The sequence below is a fragment of the Tsuneonella aeria genome (assembly GCF_009827495.1).
Classification (GTDB): Bacteria; Pseudomonadota; Alphaproteobacteria; order Sphingomonadales; family Sphingomonadaceae; genus Tsuneonella; species Tsuneonella aeria.
Genome location: NZ_WTZA01000001.1, coordinates 517,736 through 534,868, shown reverse-complemented (window position 1 = coordinate 534,868; position 17,133 = coordinate 517,736). Strand labels below are relative to the sequence as shown.

Below are 17,133 nucleotides of genomic sequence, written 5' to 3'. Positions count from 1 at the left end.
GTTGACCATGGGCCCCGCGGGCGAAGATGCGCCGCGACTGGCCGGGCGCCCGATCGCGTGGCACCAGCTCCATTCGGCACTGGCGCTGGCCTGCGAACGGATCGTCTGCCTGGCGGACGGTCCTTCGCCCGATCTTGCGGCCGTGCAGCACGAGGCGGAGCGGCGCGGCGCCACGTTTCACGCGGTTCCCCATCATCGCGGCTTGTCGGGCCTCGTATCGGCGGCCGATACGCTGGTCGTCTATGCGCCGGGGGTCATGCCGGACAACGGGTGGCTCGGACAGGCGCTGGGTAGCCGGACGGGCATCGCCACGTTTCCCGCGGATAACGCGGTCGAACTGGGGTTCGAACGGATCGACCGCGATCATGCCTGGGCCGGTGTCCTCGCCACGCGCGGAGACGCGGTCGAGGCGCTCGCCGCGCTGCCGCCCGATGCGGACCCGGTGTCGGGCCTCTTGCGCGTGGCCTTGCAGCGGGGCGGCAACTGCGTGGCGGTTCCAGAGAAATGGCTGGATGATGGTCAGTGGGCGCTGATCGGCAGTCGCGCGGTCGCCGATCGTCACCAGGCCGAATGGTACCTGCGCCATGTTCCACCGCCCGCAGCGGATCGCCCGGGAGACTACCTCGCCTACCGGGTCGCCCGCCTGGCCAACGCACGCATCGCCTTTCCGGCGCGCGCATCGCGGGTCGCGCTCGGGGTGGCCGCGGCGCTGGCAGGCGGTGGAGCAATCGCGGGGTATCTCGGCTACACTGTCGCCGCGCTCGCAGCCCTGGCGGTTGCCGCCTTCGCTTCCGAAGCCGCGACCGCGCTGGGGCGTTTCGCGCGGGCGGGGACGGGGGAGCGGGCGCCGCGCTGGCTTGCGCCGGCCCGGGACGCGCTGCTCGATGTGGCGCTGATCGCCGTCGCGGCAAGCCCGGTCGCGTTCAGCGGGTGGCCGGCCCCGTTCGCGGCGCTGATGCTTGCTGCCGCGGTGCGATTGTCCGGCGATCCCGCCGCCCCCCGCCCCCTGCGGCCGCTGGGCGACCGGGCCGCCGTCTTCGTTTTGCTGGCGATCGCCGCGGCAGCCGATCGCTTGCCCGGAAGCATGGCGCTGCTGGCATCGCTGGGTCTTGCGCTGTGGCTGTTCTGGCCGCGGCAGCGCGGCTAACACGTGCTTAACCACGGCGTGCTACAAAACCGGCCAAATGGACCAGAATGCAATCAATTCGTCCGGTGATTTCGCGGCAGAGAGAATTCTCTTTGACGCGCTCGCGCACGGGGATGCCGTGCTCGGGACGATTGGTCCGGTGCTGGGTCACCTGCTGGCGAACCATGATCACTCGCTCTTCAGCGACGAGATCCTGACCCGGGTGCGGGGGATGGTAAACGACATTGCGCGGCAGTTGCTGCTGGCGCAAGGCGAGGCCGCCGAGGTGGACGACCCCCGCGCCTTCGCCGCGACCTTCGCCGGCGCGCTTGCGGACACACTGCTGGCGGAAAGGGCGCTGACCGCCCATTGTCACGCGCTCGCGATCGAGTGGCACGCCACCGCCCGGCTCGAGGCGCAGAACGCGATCGATCCCGTCCTGTCGCCCCTGTTGCAAGCGCTCGTGTCGTCCGACGACGCACCGACCGCAGCCGCGGCGATGGCCGCCCTTGCGGCGCAGGCGCGTTTCGTCCAGCAACAGCGGCGCATGGAGCTGCCGCTGAGTGAGCTCCCGGCAGACTTGCTCCACCTGTGCATCGCGTCCTGGCGCAGCCACGTCGGCGAACAGGAGGAGGGGGTTTCCGGCGCTCTTGCGCGGGTGCGGGAATCGTATGACGAAGGGGCCAGCCGGCTCGCCCGCCTGGCGCGTCTAGTGCATGGCATGGGGCCGGGGATGCTCGCCGCGCTGTCCGTGGCCCACGCCGGCGTCGCGATCTTCCTCACCGCGCTTTCCGCCGCATCCCACCAGGATCGCGCGCTCACGGTCCTTGCAACCAACGATCGGCAGATCGCACGGTTTGCCCTTTCCATGCGGGCGGCCGGCCTGAAGCCGAGGGCCATCGAGGAGCAGTTTCTCTATTTTCATCCCGAGGGCGCCTTGCCTCCGGAGCTTGACAGCCTGGGCGCCGACAGGGCCCGCGCGCTGCTTTCCGCCTCATCCCGCTCGTCGGCCGGCTGATGGTACTGGCCGGAACCGCCGTACTCGCACGCGCCCGCACCGATGGCGCGGACCGGATGGTCGAGGCTGACGAGCTGCTCGCGGGCCTGCAACGGCGTTGCGGGGGTGACATGCCGGGCACCGTGGCCGTTCCGCAGTTGCTGGAGGTCGTACGCAAGTCGCGCAACCTTGGCCTGCGCCTGGCGCGGACGATCGAGGCGCTGGATGGCGACGAAATCGTTCGCGCCTGGATCGAAGTGCTGCCAGGCGATGACGGCTGCCTGGTGGAGGTTATAAACTGGTCCGCGACCCCGCGGCCGCCGGAAACGGACCACGAAGCAGCGGCGCGGCGGATTGCGATCGACCGCGACATGGCTGATCTCACCGCGCGCCTCGACCCGGAACAGCGGCCGCTGACAGTCGAAGTCAACGCGCCGGACCTGGCCGAGTTCGAACGGGCACTGCAACAGGGCGGGGGCCAGCCATGGACCGCCTCAGTCACTTTCACGGACCTGGCGGAACGGCGGCCAGCCCACTGGCGCCTGCTCGATGGGGCACGGTGCCGGGTGCCGGGGTCAAGCCGCGACTGGACTGTGACCCTTGTGCCCCTCGGCCGGCCCGAGCCGGGGAGCGCCGGCTTCGAGCTGCTGCTGGTAGCCGACGCCCCTTTGCCGGAGGTTCAATTGGCGCCGCCAGAGCAGGCGAGCTTGCCGCCGGGTTTCGGCCGTGAACTGACGCCCGTGCTCCGCCAGCCGATCGCGCGGATCATCGCGAATGCGGAAACGATACGCGCGCGCCTGGCCGGTCCGCTGGCCGATGAGTACAGCGACTACGCTGCGGACATCGCCACCGCCGGACAACACCTCCTCTCGATGATCGAAGACCTGTCGGATCTGGAGGTGGTGGAGGCCGAGGGTTTCACGACGGCCCCCGACAGCATCGATCTTGCCGACGTCGCGCGCAGGGCGGTGGGCATCCTGGGCGTGCGGGCCCGGGCGAAAGACATCACGCTGATTACGCCCGACGGCCAGCACCAGCCCGCAATCGGCGAGTTCCGGCGGGTGCTTCAGGTCCTGCTCAACCTGGTCGGCAACGCAATCAACTACTCCCCTGCAGGCTCCGCTGTCACGTTGTCATTGGGACGGGACGGCGAGCGGGCGCTCGTCACCGTTGGCGATGAGGGGCCGGGGCTCTCGCCGGAGCAGCAGGGACGGGTGTTCGAGAAGTTCGAACGCCTTGGCCGGGGTTCGGAAGGGGGGTCGGGCCTGGGTCTGTACATCTCGCGCCGATTGGCGCGTGCGATGGGCGGGGACCTGACGGTCGAGAGCGTGCCGGGTTCCGGCGCGCGATTCACCCTGGCGGTGCCCGCGAGCGACTAGCCGCGGTGGCGGCGTGCCGAGCCGCCCACGAACATGAGCGCCCCGACGATCGCAGTGATTGCTCCGTAAAGCGCCAAGGACCGGTCGGCGAGCATGGAGCTCCCGGCCGGCCACATCACGATCCCCAATCCCTGCAGCACCCACAGGTCGCCGGAGAGGAACAGCGCCAGGCCAAAGGACCTGCGCAACCAGCCCGATCGTGCGCGATTAGCGCTTGTCGACCGTCACGTAATCCCGCTCGGTCGGGCCCGTGTAAAGCTGCCGCGGGCGGCCGATCTTCTGGCCTGGGTCGGAAATCATCTCGTTCCACTGAGCCACCCAGCCCACGGTGCGGGCCAGCGCGAACAGCGCGGTGAACATCGTGGTCGGGAATCCGATCGCCGACAGGATGATGCCGGAATAGAAATCGACGTTCGGGAACAGCTTCTTCTCGATGAAATAGGGATCGTTCAGTGCGATCTCTTCCAGCTGCAAGGCGGTTTCGAACAGCGGGTCGTTGACCTTCAGCGCTTCGAATACTTCCCGCACGGTCTTCTGCATCACGGTCGCGCGCGGATCGTAGTTCTTGTACACACGGTGTCCGAAGCCCATCAGGCGGAACGGATCGTTCTTGTCCTTCGCGCGGTCGATATAGTGCGGAATCTTGTCCGGCGTGCCGATCTCCTTCAGCATGTTCAGCGCAGCCTCGTTGGCTCCGCCGTGGGCCGGGCCCCAGAGGCAGGCGATGCCCGCGGCGATACACGCGAAGGGATTGGCGCCCGAGGAGCCGGCCAGTCGAACTGTGGAGGTCGATGCGTTCTGTTCGTGATCGGCGTGGAGAATGAAGATCCGGTCCATGGCGCGTTCGACCACGGGGTTCACTTCGTAGGGTTCGGCAGGAACGCCGAATGTCATTCGCAGGAAATTGCCGGTGTAGGACAGCGAGTTGTCCGGATAGAGGAACGGCTGGCCAACCGAATACTTGTACGCCATCGCCGCGATCGTCGGCATCTTCGCAATCAGGCGGTGGCTGGCGATCTTGCGTTGCTGCGGGTCGGCAATGTCCGTGCTGTCGTGATAGAATGCGCTCAGCGCGCCCACAACGCCGCACATGATCGCCATGGGGTGCGCGTCCCGCCGGAACCCGCGATAGAACGTCGCCAGCTGTTCGTGCAGCATGGTGTGGCGGCTGATGGTGTAGGAAAACTCGTCGAGCTCTTCGCTGGATGGAAGCTCGCCGTTGAGCAGCAGGTAGCTGACCTCCATGAAGCTGGAATGTTCCGCAAGCTGCCCGATCGGGTACCCGCGGTGAAGCAGCACGCCTTCATCGCCATCGATATAAGTCAGCGAGCTTTCGCAGCTCGCGGTCGACGTGAAGCCCGGATCGTACGTGAACGCACCGGTCTGCGAATAGAGCTTGCGAATGTCGATGACCTGGGGCCCCACCGTGCCCTCCAGGACCGGCAGGTCGATGCCCTTTTCGTTATAGCTCAGCGCCGCCTGCGTGTCCGCCATCGTCTTCTCCTTAAACTTCGGTTCGTGCCTGTGCGTCGATGCGCGCGAGCGCCTCGTCGCGCCCCAGCAGGACTAGTACATCGAATATGCCCGGCGACGTGGTTGTGCCGGTAAGCGCCGCGCGCAAGGGCTGGGCGAGCTTGCCGAGGCCGAGGCCCACCTCCTCCGCATATGCCTTGAGGTTGGCCTCCAGCGCCGCGAGGGTCCAGTCGTTTTGGGTTTTCAGCCGGTCAGAAATGTTTGCGAGCAACCCGCGCGCGTCGTCGGTCAGCAGCGCTGCCGCCTTTTCATCGAGTTGCAGGGGCCGCTGTGTGAACAGGAACCGCGCGCCGGCGGCAAGTTCGACCAGGTCCTTTGCCCGCAGCTTGAGCTGCGGCATGGCGGCGGTCAGCAAGGCCCGGTCCACGTCAGGGCCGATCCGCGGGGCCACGAGCTCTGCCAGACGGGCATCATCCGCCTCGCGGATATAGTGGCCGTTGAGATTGAGGAGCTTCTTCATGTCGAAGCGGCTCGGACTCCGGCCGACGCCCGAAAGATCGAAAAGTGCGACCGCTTCGTCGCGCGAGATTTCCTCGCGGTCGCCGTGACCCCAGCCGAGGCGCAGGAGGTAGTTGAACACCGCTTCCGGCATCAGCCCCATCTCGTCGCGATAGGCGTCCACCCCCACCGCGCCGTGGCGCTTGGACAACTTTGCGCCGTCACCGCCCAGGATCATGGGCACGTGGGCATAGACCGGTTCAGGCCAGCCCATGGCGTGGATGATCGCGAGCTGGCGGAACGCGTTGTTGAGGTGATCGTCGCCCCGGATGACGTGGGTCACGCCCATGTCGTGATCGTCGACCACCACGGCCAGCATGTACGTAGGCGTACCATCGGACCGCAGCAGTACGAAATCGTCCAGCTCGGCATTGGCAACGGTGACAGTGCCCTGGACTTCGTCCGCGATCGTCGTCTCTCCGTCGCGCGGCGCCTTGATGCGCACCACGAACGGCCGGTCGGATGGCCAGGACGACGCATCGGCATCGCGCCATTCGCTGTCGATGCGGAAGGTGCGGCGCTCCGCCTGGGCGGCGGCGCGGCGCGTGGCGAGATCTTCGGGGGTCAGGTAGCAACGATAGGCCGCGCCCCGCTCCAGCAACTGGTGCGCCACCTGTGCATGGCGTTCAGACCGGGCGAACTGGAACACGGGCGGCTCGTCTCCTTCCAGGCCGAGCCAGCCCAGCCCGTCGAAGATTGCGGCGATCGCGGGTTCGGTGGACCGCGCGCGATCGGTGTCCTCGATGCGCAAGAGATATTTTCCGCCGTGTCGGCGGGCATACAACCAGTTGAACAGGGCCGTGCGCGCGCCGCCTATGTGGAGGAATCCGGTGGGCGAGGGGGCGAAGCGGGTGACCACTCCTCCGCTTGCGCTTGCCATCCGAATTCGATTCCCTATCCAATGGTTACATGGCGATCCGCACCGTCCCGCTCGTGCCCATGGGTGAGGAGCCATCGATCGATGCTGCGATGCAGCAGCCGCCTTGGCGGAACACGCTGCGCTTGTCCACCCTCGCGGACCGCGCGGAGCGTTGGCTGGACTCAGCCGGTTTCGACCGGGCGCCGTGGCTGGCGGTGGCGCTGGCCGGCGGGATCGCTGTCTGGTTCGTGCTTGCTCGTCCGGCGGGTTGGATCGCGGCATTGTCGGGCGGGCTCGCCGTGGCGGCGCTGGCGCTGCTCCACTGGCGAGGGCGGGACGACCGCAGCCACCTTCGCCTCGCAGCGGTCACAATTGGTCTGGTCTTCGCGATCGGAGTCGCGCTCATTTGGACGCGGTCTTCCATCGTCGGGACGCCGCCTCTCGAGCGGCCCATGACGGTGATGCTGGATGGGCGCGTACTGGAGCGCGAAGACCAACCCGCGCAGGCTAGGGTTCGCCTCACGCTCGCCTACCGGGAGGGTGACACCGGGCAGGCACGCAAGGTTCGGGTGAACGTCCCGGCCGACAAGCTGGCCTCCGAGGTTGCGGAAGGTGCGCGTGTCCGCCTGCGCGCGCGCCTGATGCCGCCCGCGGCGCCGATGGTACCGGGCGCTTACGACTTCGCACGGACGGCGTGGTTCTCAGGGCTTTCTGCGACCGGTAGCGCGGTCGGGAGCGTCGAAATTGTGGAGGCGCCGCACCGGCGGGACGCGCTAGCCCGGTGGCAGCGTTCCCTGGCTGAACATGTCCGTTCGCAGGTCGCCGGCTCCGAGGGGAGCATCGCGGCCGCGTTTGCCAGCGGCGACCGCGGTGGCATTTCGGAGCGCGATGAGCAGGCGATGCGCGATTCCGGCCTGACACATCTTCTGTCCATCAGCGGATTGCATGTCAGCGCAGTGATCGCGGGCGCCTATGTCCTTGCCATGCGCTTGTTCGCACTCTGGCCGTGGCTCGCCTTGCGAATTCGGCTGCCCCTGGCGGCGGCCGTTTGTGGCGCAGTGGCAGGCGTCGGCTACACGCTTCTGACGGGGGCGGAGGTGCCGACGGTCCGCAGTTGTATCGGGGCATTGCTCGTCCTGGGGGCGCTGGCCTTGGGACGGGAGCCCCTATCGCTCCGGATGGTGGCAGCAGCGGCCTTCGTGGTGATGCTGTTCTGGCCAGAGGCGGTGGCGAGCCCCGGCTTTCAGATGAGCTTTGCCGCCGTCATCGCGATCGTCGCGCTGCACGGGGCGGGCCCCGTTCGCGCCTTCCTCGCCCCGCGCGAGGAAAGCTGGCTGGAGCGGATGGCGCGGCGGCTCCTGATGCTCCTTCTTACCGGGGTGGTCATCGAATTGACCCTGATGCCGATCGTGCTGTTCCACTTTCATCGCGCGGGCTTTTACGGCGCGTTAGCGAATGTCGTGGCCATCCCGCTGGTGACCTTCGTTACGATGCCCCTGATCGCTGCCGCCCTGCTGTTCGATCTGGTCGGGGCCGGGGCGCCCCTCTGGTGGTTGACCGGGAAGTCGCTTTCGCTTCTGCTCGATATCGCGCAATTCACTGCATCACAGCCGGGCGCGGTCAAGCTCATGCCGCAGATGAGCTGGATTGCGTTCGCGTTGTTTGTCGGCGGGGGCCTGTGGCTGGCGCTTTGGCAAGGCCGCCGGCGGCTGTTCGGGTTAATTCCCGTTGCCGTCGCATCCGGCCTTTTGATTACAACGCCTGTGCCCGATATCCTGGTCGCCAGCGACGGCAAGCATGTTGGCGTGACGGGAGAGGGAGAGCGACTGATCGTCTTGCGCGAAGGGCGAAGCACGTTTGCAAGGGACAACTTGCTGGAGCTGGCAGGGATGCAGGGCGAGCCGCTGCCTATCGGGGAATGGTCAGGCGCGCGGTGCAGCCGGGATTTCTGCACCATGACAATCCACCGGGGCGGCCGCGACTGGACCGTTCTCATGGCGCGCAATCGATCGCGGATCGAAGAACGCGCGCTGTCCGCGGCGTGCCAGCTGTCCGATATCGTCATCGCCGATCGCTGGCTTCCGCGCAGTTGCCGACCGCGCTGGCTGAAGGCGGACCGACGCTATCTAACCGAGAGCGGCGGCCTCGCGATCGACCTTGACGATGCGCACGTGCGCTCGGTTGCCGAAGGGCAAGGCGCCCTTCCCTGGTGGACGAAACGCGGGACTTGAATGTTCCGCCCGCGTCCTAGTGATAACGCCGGAGGAGGCCTGCCAGCTTGCCCTGGACCTGCACTTCGGCAGGCCGGTAGATCTGGGGATCGTAGGCGCCGTTCGCCGGATCGAGCCGGATCATCCCGTTCTCGCGCCGCAGGTACTTCAGAGTCGCTTCCTCGTTCCGGATAAGGGCGACCACGATCTCGCCGTCGCGCGCCGCGTCGGTCTTGCGTACCAGGGCGAAATCGCCGTCGAAGATGCCCGCTTCGATCATGGAATCGCCGGACACCTCGAGCGCGTAGTGTTCCCCGGGGCCAAGCAGCGCGGCCGGAACGGGGAGGGTCGCCTCGCCTTCGAATGCCTCGATCGGAACGCCGGCGGCAATCCGCCCGTGAAGCGGCAGGTCGACAACGTCATTGGCGGGCTCCGGACGGCGATCCGCCTTGAATGCGTGAGTCTCGGCCACTTGCTTCGACCGCGGGGCCGGAACAGAATCACCAGGCTGCCGAACCACCTCCAGCGCGCGGGCGCGATTGGGCAAACGGCGGATGAACCCACGTTCCTCGAGTGCAGAGATCAGTCGGTGGACGCCCGACTTGCTCTTGAGATCGAGCGCGTCCTTCATCTCCTCGAACGACGGCGAAACACCGTCGGCCTCGAGACGAAGCGTGATGAACTGAAGAAGTTCGCGTTGCTTGGCAGTCAGCATGCGTGGGCCCTTTGCAGATGTTACCAAGGCGAATGTTCCGCATCGGAACGAACGTGGAACAATTAGGCAACTTCTGGTGGCGCGTCAAGCGTTGGTGGGTTGCACCGGTTTGGTCGGATGGGTGAGCGCGTTCAGCCCTGAAGCAACCGGCGGGTCGCGGCTTCCACGTCGTCCTCCCGCATGAGACTTTCCCCGACAAGGAACGTTCGGACCCCGGATTCCGCCAGATGCTCGCAGTCAGCGTGCGACCGGATGCCGCTCTCCGCGACGAGAAGAACATGTTCCGGCGCCAATCGCGCGAGCCGCCGGGTGGTATCAAGATCTGTCGTGAAGGTCTTGAGATCGCGGTTGTTTACGCCGACAAGGTGGGACCGGAGCACAGCCGCACGCTCCAGTTCGCGTTCGTGATGGACCTCCACAAGGACATCCATGCCGCGCTCCAGGGCAGCGGCCTCGATTTCGGCCATCTTCGCGTTATCGAGGGCGGCCACGATAAGCAGGACCGCGTCGGCACCAAGGGCGCGCGCTTCAGCGACTTGCCACGGGTCGACCACGAAGTCCTTCCGCAGCACCGGAAGGGCACATGCCCGGCGCGCGTCGGCCAAATAGTCGTCGTGACCCTGGAAGAAGTGTTCGTCGGTCAGCACTGAAAGGCATGCCGCGCCGCCCCGTTGGTATGCGATGGCGTGTTGGGCAGGGCGAAAATCGCTTCGGATCAGGCCTTTGGAGGGCGAAGCTTTCTTTATCTCTGCAATCAGAGCAAACCCATCCCGCGACCGCCGGCGGAGAGCCGCCTCGAACCCGCGGGGTTTTTCCAGGCCGCGCGCTGCGCTATCCAGATCGTCCAGCGTCGCCCGTGCCTTGCGATCGGCGACTTCGAGGCGCTTTCTCGCGCAGATTTCTTCGAGGCGATTCATCGGGCGAGCTCGATCCAGTCAGCAAGCAGCCGCTCAGCGGCGCCCGTATCGAGCGCTTCGGCTGCCATGGCGGCCCCACCGACGTAATCGGTCGCCCGTCCCGCCACCATCAGGGCCGCTGCCGCATTGAAAAGCACCGCGTCGCGATATGGGCCGGGGGCGCCCATCAGCAGCGCCTGAAGGGCGCGCGCGTTATGCCTTGCGTCACCGCCACGGATCGCCTCGATCGGCGCGGTGGGGAGGCCTGCGTCCGATGCACGGGCGCGCCGCATTTCCCATTCATGGCCGCGGACTTCGGCGACCTCGTTGCCACCGGCAAGGCTAAGTTCGTCGAGTCCTTCGTCGCCCGATGCGATCAGCGTCCGCTCGGTGCCGAGCCGCGCCATGGCGTCGGCATAGATGGGAACGTAGGCGGGGCGCGCGATCCCGATCAACTGCATCCCGACCCCGGCGGGATTGGATAGCGGGCCCATCAGGTTGAAAATCGTCCGCCGGGCGAGCCTTTGACGGATGGGCTGGATACGCCGCATCGCAGGGTGGTGGTTGGCAGCGAAGAGGAACCCAATTCCGAGGATTTCCAGAGACTTCTCTGCCGTTCTTCCCGCCGCTTCCATGTCGAGCCCCAGCGCCTCGAGCGTATCGGCGGCGCCGGCCTTGCTGCTGGCCGCGCGGTTCCCGTGCTTTGCCACCGGCACACCGCAGGCCGCGACCACCAGGCTGACGGCGGTGGAGACGTTCAGGGTGTGGTGTCCGTCGCCGCCGGTTCCGCAAACGTCGATCGCGCCATCGGGCGCCGTTACCGGAAGCAGCCGCGCGCGCAGCGCCCGGGCCGCGCCAGCGATCTCGCTCGCGGTCTCCCCGCGGTCAGACAAGTCGCACAGGAAGCGGGCGGTCTCCGCTTCATCCACTTCGCCGTCGAGCAAGGCACCGAAGACGTCTTCGGCCTCGCTTTCATCGAGGTGAGGTTCGGCTTGCGGGAGCGTTCTCATGTCGTCGTCCTTTCAAGCCCGCCGCAGATCGCGAGGAAATTCGCCAGCAACGCGTGCCCGTGCTCCGTAGCGATGCTTTCCGGATGGAACTGGACGCCGTGGATTGGAAGGTCGACGTGGCGAAAACCCATGACATGCGCATCGTCCGCCGTGGCATTGACGGCCAGCACATCAGGCACGTCTTCCACAACCAGCGAGTGATAGCGGGTGGCGTTGAAGGGGGAGGGCAGTCCCAGGAAAACGCCGCTGCCGTCATGCGTGACGGGCGAGGTCTTGCCGTGCATCAACCCACCGCGCACTACCCGGCCACCGAAGTGCTGTCCAATCGCCTGATGGCCCAGGCACACGCCAAGCAGGGCGCGGGCCGAGGCCGCGCAGGCCGCGACAACATCGAGGCTGATCCCGGCCTGGTCGGGCGTGCAGGGGCCGGGCGAAATCACGATGCCGGTCGTGCCGATCCGCATCGCATCGGCCACCGAGATCGCATCGTTTCGCTCCACCTGCACCTTCGCGCCCAGTTCCATGAGGTAGTGGACTAGGTTGAACGTGAAGCTGTCGTAGTTGTCGATGACGAGGATCATGGTGCGCGATCCGCGAAATGATCGGTTGCCCGCACGAGTCCGTCAACGATGCCCGGCTCGCTCGCGGCGTGGCCTGCGTCCGGCACGATCCAGAGTTCCGCTTCAGGCCAGGCCTTCTTCAGTGCCAAGGCGGAGGCGGGGGGAGTGCAGATGTCGTGGCGGCCCTGCACGATGATGCCCGGTATCCCGCGAATGCGATCGGCATCCCGCAAGAGCTGCGCTTCATCGAGGTAGAAGTTCTCGAGGAAGAACTTGGCGCAAATGCGCGCGAAGGGGACGGCTTTTGCAGGGTCCGCAAATTCGTCGAGCAGGCCGGGCGAGGGCAGTAACGTGGCGACGTATCCTTCCCACAGCGACCACTCCCGCGCCGCTGACAGCCGTGTCGGTTCATCCTCGCTCGTCAGCCGGCGGTAGTAGGCTGCGACAAGATCGTCCCGCTCGGCTTCGGGAATGAGGCCTGTGAAGGCGTCCCATTGTTCCGCCATGATCTCGCTCGCGCCGTATCTGTAAAGCCAGTGCTTTTCCCGTTCGCGGGCAAGGAAAACACCGCGCAGGACCAGTTCGGTCGTTCGCTCCGGGTGTTTCTGCGCATAGGCGAGGGCCAGGGTCGCGCCCCAGCTGCCGCCGAACACCTGCCACGCGGCGTGGCCGCACATCGCCCGCAGCCGTTCGATATCATCGACGATCCGCCATGTGTCGTTGGCCTCGATGCCTGCGAACGGTAGCGATCGCCCGCAGCCGCGCTGGTCGAACAGCAGCACATCGTAACGCGCCGGATCCCACTGCCGCCGATGGTTGGGATGCATTCCGCCGCCGGGGCCGCCATGGAGAAACACGGCCGGCTTCGCGTCCGGTGTGCCGACGCGCTCGTAGTAGAGCGAATGTCCTTCGCCGACATCGAGCATGCCGGTCTCGTAGGGCTCTATTTCGGGGTAGAGCCTGCGGCGTTCGGTCATTGGTCGCGTTCCTCTACGACGATCATGGGGCCCATCGGGGCGCGCGCGTCCATCCGGTCAGCGGCAGGGTCCCACAGCGCCGATACCGAACCATCGAGGTAAAGCGCGTTTGGTGTCTTCGCTATGTCGCGGAAGAACCGTGCGATCTTCCCGAACGAGACCGCGCCTTCGCTGATGACGAAATGCGCACGGCCGGAGCCGTCAATGCCAACTCCGTTGCGGATCGTGCGGCTCGGACCGTCTTCGGTGATTTCCGGGTGGAGCTTTCCGCCGACCACAAGCATCGGGCCGCTCTGCGTGCCGAACTGCGGGCGGTCCCCGATCTGGGCGTAGAAATCGTCCGCCGTCATGACCCGCCACTTCGCTCCGGTGCCGAAAAACACTCCGTTGGGCTTCAGGTGGAAATTGCCGGCACCGTCGTTGCGATTGAGTTCGCGCCCGCGTTCGCCGTCCTTGACGTAATAGCCGATCGGCTTGCCTTCACCGTCGAACATACCGGCATTGACCGCGAATGCCACCGCAGGCGCGTCGTCCGGGCGGCCCGCGGCCATGGCGGCGAAGTTGCGAAAGGGCGGGTTGCCAAGGACAGTCGAGATATGGTGCCGGGCCGGTTCGGCGATACAGTGCGTGAATCCTACCCCTTCGAACGTGGCAGACGTGCAGGCCAATGCCACTTTCGGCGTCGGCGCAGGGGAGGGGGCGGCGACAATCGCCTTGCCCGGATTTTCCAGGTCGATCCGTGTTACCGGCTCTCCGCCGGCTTGAGGCCCGCAGCCTGCCACGAAAGCGGCTAGCGCCGCCGCGTGCCACTTCATTGACCGAACTCCGGCTCGGCGGCGACCCGATAGGCCTCGCGCGCGGCAGCGAACAAGGCGCCCGCCTTGGCCTCGCACTCGCGCTGTTCGTATCGGGGATCGCTGTCGGCCACGATGCCTGCACCTGCCTGGACGTGGAGGGTACCGTCCTTCACCACTCCGGTGCGCAGAACGATACAGGAGTCGAGTGTTCCGTCGGGTGCGAAGTAACCTACCCCGCCCGCGTATGGGCCACGGGCGTCGGGTTCCAGTTCCGCGATGATCTCGCACGCGCGGATCTTGGGCGCACCGCTGACCGTGCCCGCCGGAAAGCCGGCGAACAGTGCATCGAGCGCGCCCTTCGCGGGATCGAGCGTGCCGACAACGTTGCTCACGATGTGCATGACATGGCTGTAGCGTTCGACCGTGAAGCTATCCGTCACCCGGACCGAACCGGGGGCAGAAACCCGGCCGACGTCATTTCGGCCGAGATCCAGCAACATGAGGTGCTCGGCGCGTTCCTTGGGATCGGCGAGCAGGCTCTGTTCGGCCGCTCGGTCTGCCTGAGGATCGCTCCCACGCGGCCGAGTGCCGGCGATCGGCCGGATCGTGACCTCGTCGTCCCGCACCCGGACGAGAATTTCCGGGCTGGACCCGACGACCGCAAACCCGGGCAAGTCCAGGAAGTAGAGGAACGGGCTGGGGTTCACGCGCCGCAACGCGCGATAGAGCGCAATGGGCGGAAGGGAAAAAGGGCAGGTGAAACGCTGTGACAGCACGACCTGAAAGATGTCGCCTGCCGCGATGTATTCCTGCGCCCGGCGGACCATCTGCGTGAAGTCGCCCGATGCCATTGCGGCAACCGGTTCCACGCGGGGCGCATCGGCCGTGCGAACGGCTGGCGGCGCCGCCCTTGCAAGTTTGCCAAGTGCGCAATCGATCCGATCGGTTGCTGTCTCGATCGCGCCTTCGGGCGACACCCCCTGGGTCGGCCAGAGCGGCGCGATGCAGAACAACTCGTCGCCCAGACGGTCGAACACCAGGATCAGCGTCGGGCGGACGAACAGCATGTCGGGAAGGCCGAGACCTGTTCCGCGCGGCGCGGGAATCTTCTCAACCAGACCGATTGTCTCATACCCGAAATAGCCGACGAGGCAGGCGAGGGCAGGGGGCAGGGCGGGCGGCGTGTCGATGCGGCACGCCTCCACCAGCGCGTGCAGTTCGGTGAACGTGTCGCCCTCGCACTCTTCGAACGCGGTGCGATTCGTTTGCCATCTGCGGTTGATGGCAGCCCGCGCGCCGTCGGCCCGAAACAACAGGTCGGGATCCAGCCCGAGCAGGCTGTACCGGCCGCGTACCTCGCCGCCTTCCACCGATTCCAGCAGGAAGTCGCCGCGCCCCGGCTGCATCAGCTTTCGCGCCGCCCCGACCGGCGTTTCCGTATCCGCGACCACCCGTCGCCAAACCAGGGCGGGGCGGCCGCCTGCAAGAGCCGCGCGGGCCTCCGCGGCATTCTCGGGCCTCAAGCCGTCCAAGACGGCCGACCTCAGTTCGCGCCGACGAGGCGCTTGCGGACGGCCTCAACCGCGTCCGCGTTGCGTTCGATCCCCACGTCCTTGCGGATCGCCGCGCGCATCGCATCGCCATATTCACGGCCGAGCAGCTGACTAAGGCTGGCGGAGGCCTGAGCCACCACCGGATCGCCGGGGGTGATCGCGCCGGGCCGGATGGAGTCCAGTTCGATCACGTACCAGCCGATGTCGTTCGGCGCTTCCAGGCGCTTGACGCTGTTCTGAGCCATTGAGAACAGGAGAGCGAGCGGCGGCGGGACCCGCTGGCCCTGGCTTGCCAGTTCCTGCCTGGACATGCTGACCTGCTGCGGCGCCGGGATCGCAGCGGTTTCGGCATCGATGGCCGCCTGGAGCGACTGGCCCTTCGCCATGCGCGCGACAATGCGGTCGGCGGCGGCCTTCGCGGCGCGTGAGCCGACCGAGCGGCGCCAGGCGGCGACAACGTCGTCACGGATTTCGGCGAGCGGCGCCGCGGCCGACGGCGTAATCCGGCTGGTCTCGAAGACCAGATAGCTCTGCCCGCCCGGCATGGCGGCGATCTGGGGCTGGCCTTCCTCCATCTCGAACGCGCTTGCCAGCGCGGGCGCGAGCACTTCCGGTGCGCGCTCGGTCGCCGAACCATAGACCCGTCCGTCCCCTACCAGCGGCGCGGTCGTCTGCAGGTTTACCTTGAGCGAGCCGGCGATGTCGGTGAGCGCGTTGCCCTCGTCGATCTGCTGCTCCACTTCCGCGGCGAGCTCGGACAGTGCACGGGTGCGCTTTTCTTCCGTGAGCGTGGCGGCGATCGCTCCGCGAACCTGGTCCAGAGAGCGGGCGGGGATGGCAGAGACATTGTCGACCCGTACGACATACCAGCCCAGTCCGCCGCGCGTCGGCCTTGCTATCGCGCCCTTGGCTGTGCCGAAGACGGCCTGCGCCACGGCCTGCGAAGACTGGCCGGCGTAGGCGCCGCGTTCGACACCCTCGATCTTGCGCGTTTCGAGCCCCGCTTCGCGCGCCGCCGCCTCGAGGGCGCCGGGACCACGTGAAGCGATTGCCTGTGCCGCCTGCTGAGTCGGCACGATCAGCTGCGTCAGGGTCCGGGTCTCGCGCGCGGCGTACTCGCTCGCGCGGTCGCGGGCGTAGCGCGCGGCGATTTCCGATTCGCTCGGGGTGATATTGCCGAGCGCGGACGCGTCGAACGTGGCGTAGCGCAAGACGCGCCGTTCAGGGCGGATGAAGTCAGCCTTGTTCGCGTTGTAGAACGTGTTCAGCTCGGCCGCGGTGGGGTCGCTCGCGGGCACGAAAGCGGAACTCGGGATGACCGCCACCGCGCCTTCCCGCCGCTCGCGGGCGAGTGCGGCGTAGCGAAGCGCAATCTTCGAAGGCATGCGCGCGCCGAATGCAACGGGAACCAGGGCCTGCTGGGCGAGAAGGCTGTCGGCGAGATCGCGCCGGACCATCGCGTCGGTCAATCCGCGCGAGGCGAGAAGCTGCTGGTATGCCGTGTCGTTGAAGGTTCCGTCGGCGCCGGCGAACGCCGGAATCCGGCGGATTTCGCTGTTGACGAGGTTCGTCCCGGCACCGAGCCCGTTCTTTTCCGCCCAGATGCTGATCGCCTTGCGATCGAGGAGCTGGTTCAACACATCGGTGAGGCCGCCCTGCTGGACGAACGCCTCCATCGACATCGTCGGGTTCTGCGCGCGAATCTGGTCGAGCGCCGTGTCGGCCGCCTGCGAGAGTTCGCTGCTCCCCACCTTGTCGCCGCCGACCACCGCGACCGTATCCCCGCCGCTGATCCCGCCCGGCGCGCCCGTGCCCGAGACATCGGCGACGACGAATGCGAGGCCCAGCAGACCGATGAAAGCGATCGTGACGGCAAGGCCGATCCTGGTCTTGAAGATGTTGCGGAAGAACTGGAGCATGAAGAACGGCAAGCCTGGCTGAGGGTGAACAGCGCGCGCGATCGCGCGAACGGGGGCGAGCTGTAGAGAGGCTGCGACCTCGCCGCAACAGGTCTGGACCGTTT

15 protein-coding genes are annotated in these 17,133 nt (G+C 66.9%); 4 read left to right on the top strand and 11 right to left on the bottom strand.

The window, feature by feature from the left end:
* Position 1: 1 nt before the first annotated feature.
* Genes GRI40_RS02585 through GRI40_RS02575 form a run of 3 tightly spaced genes read left to right on the top strand, consistent with a single transcriptional unit; the run spans position 2 to position 3,502 of the window.
* The gene (locus GRI40_RS02585; protein WP_160609893.1) at positions 2-1,147 is read left to right on the top strand and encodes a hypothetical protein; all 1,146 of its coding nucleotides are present in this window, start codon (positions 2-4) and stop codon (positions 1,145-1,147) included.
* A 37-nt stretch (positions 1,148-1,184) separates the two neighbouring features.
* A complete protein-coding gene (locus GRI40_RS02580; protein ID WP_160609892.1) occupies positions 1,185-2,144 on the top strand; it encodes a hypothetical protein in 960 nt (319 codons plus the stop codon).
* Positions 2,144-3,502, top strand: coding sequence for a sensor histidine kinase (locus tag GRI40_RS02575; protein WP_160609891.1), 1,359 nt, complete (start codon positions 2,144-2,146; stop codon positions 3,500-3,502). The genes GRI40_RS02580 and GRI40_RS02575 overlap by 1 nt, the downstream gene beginning before the upstream one ends.
* Here the strand turns inward: GRI40_RS02575 and GRI40_RS02570 are convergent.
* The 3 genes from GRI40_RS02570 to gltX are packed head-to-tail and all read right to left on the bottom strand — an operon-like array spanning position 3,499 to position 6,413.
* On the bottom strand, positions 3,499-3,690 hold the full coding sequence (locus GRI40_RS02570; protein WP_160609890.1) for a hypothetical protein: 192 nt from the start codon (positions 3,688-3,690) through the stop codon (positions 3,499-3,501). The genes GRI40_RS02575 and GRI40_RS02570 overlap by 4 nt on opposite strands.
* A 19-nt stretch (positions 3,691-3,709) precedes the next feature.
* On the bottom strand, positions 3,710-4,996 hold the full coding sequence (locus GRI40_RS02565; RefSeq protein ID WP_160609889.1) for a citrate synthase: 1,287 nt from the start codon (positions 4,994-4,996) through the stop codon (positions 3,710-3,712).
* A 10-nt stretch (positions 4,997-5,006) separates the two neighbouring features.
* Entirely contained in the window at positions 5,007-6,413 is a 1,407-nt protein-coding gene (gene gltX, locus GRI40_RS02560) for a glutamate--tRNA ligase (protein WP_160609888.1), read from the bottom strand.
* A gap of 29 nt (positions 6,414-6,442) precedes the next feature.
* Between gltX and GRI40_RS02555 the strand changes: the two genes are divergently transcribed.
* Positions 6,443-8,623, top strand: coding sequence for a ComEC/Rec2 family competence protein (locus tag GRI40_RS02555; RefSeq protein ID WP_160609887.1), 2,181 nt, complete (start codon positions 6,443-6,445; stop codon positions 8,621-8,623).
* Between the two features lie 16 nt (positions 8,624-8,639).
* Here GRI40_RS02555 and lexA read toward each other — a convergent pair whose 3' ends face one another.
* From lexA to GRI40_RS02515, 8 genes are all read right to left on the bottom strand, one after another.
* Positions 8,640-9,317 (bottom strand): transcriptional repressor LexA, encoded by a 678-nt coding sequence (lexA, locus tag GRI40_RS02550; protein ID WP_160609886.1) that lies wholly within the window; start codon positions 9,315-9,317, stop codon positions 8,640-8,642.
* Positions 9,318-9,448: 131 nt separating this feature from the next.
* Positions 9,449-10,234: an indole-3-glycerol phosphate synthase TrpC gene (trpC, locus tag GRI40_RS02545; RefSeq protein ID WP_160609885.1), complete on the bottom strand. Its 786-nt coding sequence runs from the start codon at positions 10,232-10,234 to the stop codon at positions 9,449-9,451.
* Positions 10,231-11,223, bottom strand: coding sequence for an anthranilate phosphoribosyltransferase (gene trpD / locus GRI40_RS02540; protein ID WP_160609884.1), 993 nt, complete (start codon positions 11,221-11,223; stop codon positions 10,231-10,233). Before trpD ends, trpC begins: the two co-directional genes overlap by 4 nt.
* Positions 11,220-11,804 (bottom strand): anthranilate synthase component II, encoded by a 585-nt coding sequence (locus GRI40_RS02535; RefSeq protein WP_160609883.1) that lies wholly within the window; start codon positions 11,802-11,804, stop codon positions 11,220-11,222. The genes trpD and GRI40_RS02535 overlap by 4 nt, the downstream gene beginning before the upstream one ends.
* The gene (gene pip / locus GRI40_RS02530; protein WP_160609882.1) at positions 11,801-12,760 is read right to left on the bottom strand and encodes a prolyl aminopeptidase; all 960 of its coding nucleotides are present in this window, start codon (positions 12,758-12,760) and stop codon (positions 11,801-11,803) included. Before pip ends, GRI40_RS02535 begins: the two co-directional genes overlap by 4 nt.
* Entirely contained in the window at positions 12,757-13,575 is an 819-nt protein-coding gene (locus GRI40_RS02525; protein ID WP_160609881.1) for a phosphodiester glycosidase family protein, read from the bottom strand. The genes pip and GRI40_RS02525 overlap by 4 nt, the downstream gene beginning before the upstream one ends.
* A complete protein-coding gene (locus GRI40_RS02520) occupies positions 13,572-14,963 on the bottom strand; it encodes an anthranilate synthase component I family protein (protein ID WP_237489067.1) in 1,392 nt (463 codons plus the stop codon). The genes GRI40_RS02525 and GRI40_RS02520 overlap by 4 nt, the downstream gene beginning before the upstream one ends.
* 137 nt (positions 14,964-15,100) lie before the next feature.
* Positions 15,101-17,029 (bottom strand): peptidylprolyl isomerase, encoded by a 1,929-nt coding sequence (locus tag GRI40_RS02515; protein WP_160609880.1) that lies wholly within the window; start codon positions 17,027-17,029, stop codon positions 15,101-15,103.
* Positions 17,030-17,133: the final 104 nt, after the last annotated feature.

What these genes read in the sequence shown, in the direction of transcription:
- lexA (WP_160609886.1), bottom strand. Translation starts at nt 9,317, where the DNA reads ATGCTGACTGCCAAGCAACGCGAACTTCTTCAGTTCATCACGCTTCGT.
- GRI40_RS02575 (WP_160609891.1), top strand. Translation starts at nt 2,144, where the DNA reads ATGGTACTGGCCGGAACCGCCGTACTCGCACGCGCCCGCACCGATGGC.
- GRI40_RS02525 (WP_160609881.1), bottom strand. Translation starts at nt 13,575, where the DNA reads ATGAAGTGGCACGCGGCGGCGCTAGCCGCTTTCGTGGCAGGCTGCGGG.
- GRI40_RS02515 (WP_160609880.1), bottom strand. Translation starts at nt 17,029, where the DNA reads ATGCTCCAGTTCTTCCGCAACATCTTCAAGACCAGGATCGGCCTTGCC.
- trpD (WP_160609884.1), bottom strand. Translation starts at nt 11,223, where the DNA reads ATGAGAACGCTCCCGCAAGCCGAACCTCACCTCGATGAAAGCGAGGCC.
- GRI40_RS02555 (WP_160609887.1), top strand. Translation starts at nt 6,443, where the DNA reads ATGGCGATCCGCACCGTCCCGCTCGTGCCCATGGGTGAGGAGCCATCG.
- pip (WP_160609882.1), bottom strand. Translation starts at nt 12,760, where the DNA reads ATGACCGAACGCCGCAGGCTCTACCCCGAAATAGAGCCCTACGAGACC.
- GRI40_RS02565 (WP_160609889.1), bottom strand. Translation starts at nt 4,996, where the DNA reads ATGGCGGACACGCAGGCGGCGCTGAGCTATAACGAAAAGGGCATCGAC.
- GRI40_RS02535 (WP_160609883.1), bottom strand. Translation starts at nt 11,804, where the DNA reads ATGATCCTCGTCATCGACAACTACGACAGCTTCACGTTCAACCTAGTC.
- GRI40_RS02520 (WP_237489067.1), bottom strand. Translation starts at nt 14,963, where the DNA reads ATGCAGCCGGGGCGCGGCGACTTCCTGCTGGAATCGGTGGAAGGCGGC.
- trpC (WP_160609885.1), bottom strand. Translation starts at nt 10,234, where the DNA reads ATGAATCGCCTCGAAGAAATCTGCGCGAGAAAGCGCCTCGAAGTCGCC.
- GRI40_RS02580 (WP_160609892.1), top strand. Translation starts at nt 1,185, where the DNA reads ATGGACCAGAATGCAATCAATTCGTCCGGTGATTTCGCGGCAGAGAGA.
- gltX (WP_160609888.1), bottom strand. Translation starts at nt 6,413, where the DNA reads ATGGCAAGCGCAAGCGGAGGAGTGGTCACCCGCTTCGCCCCCTCGCCC.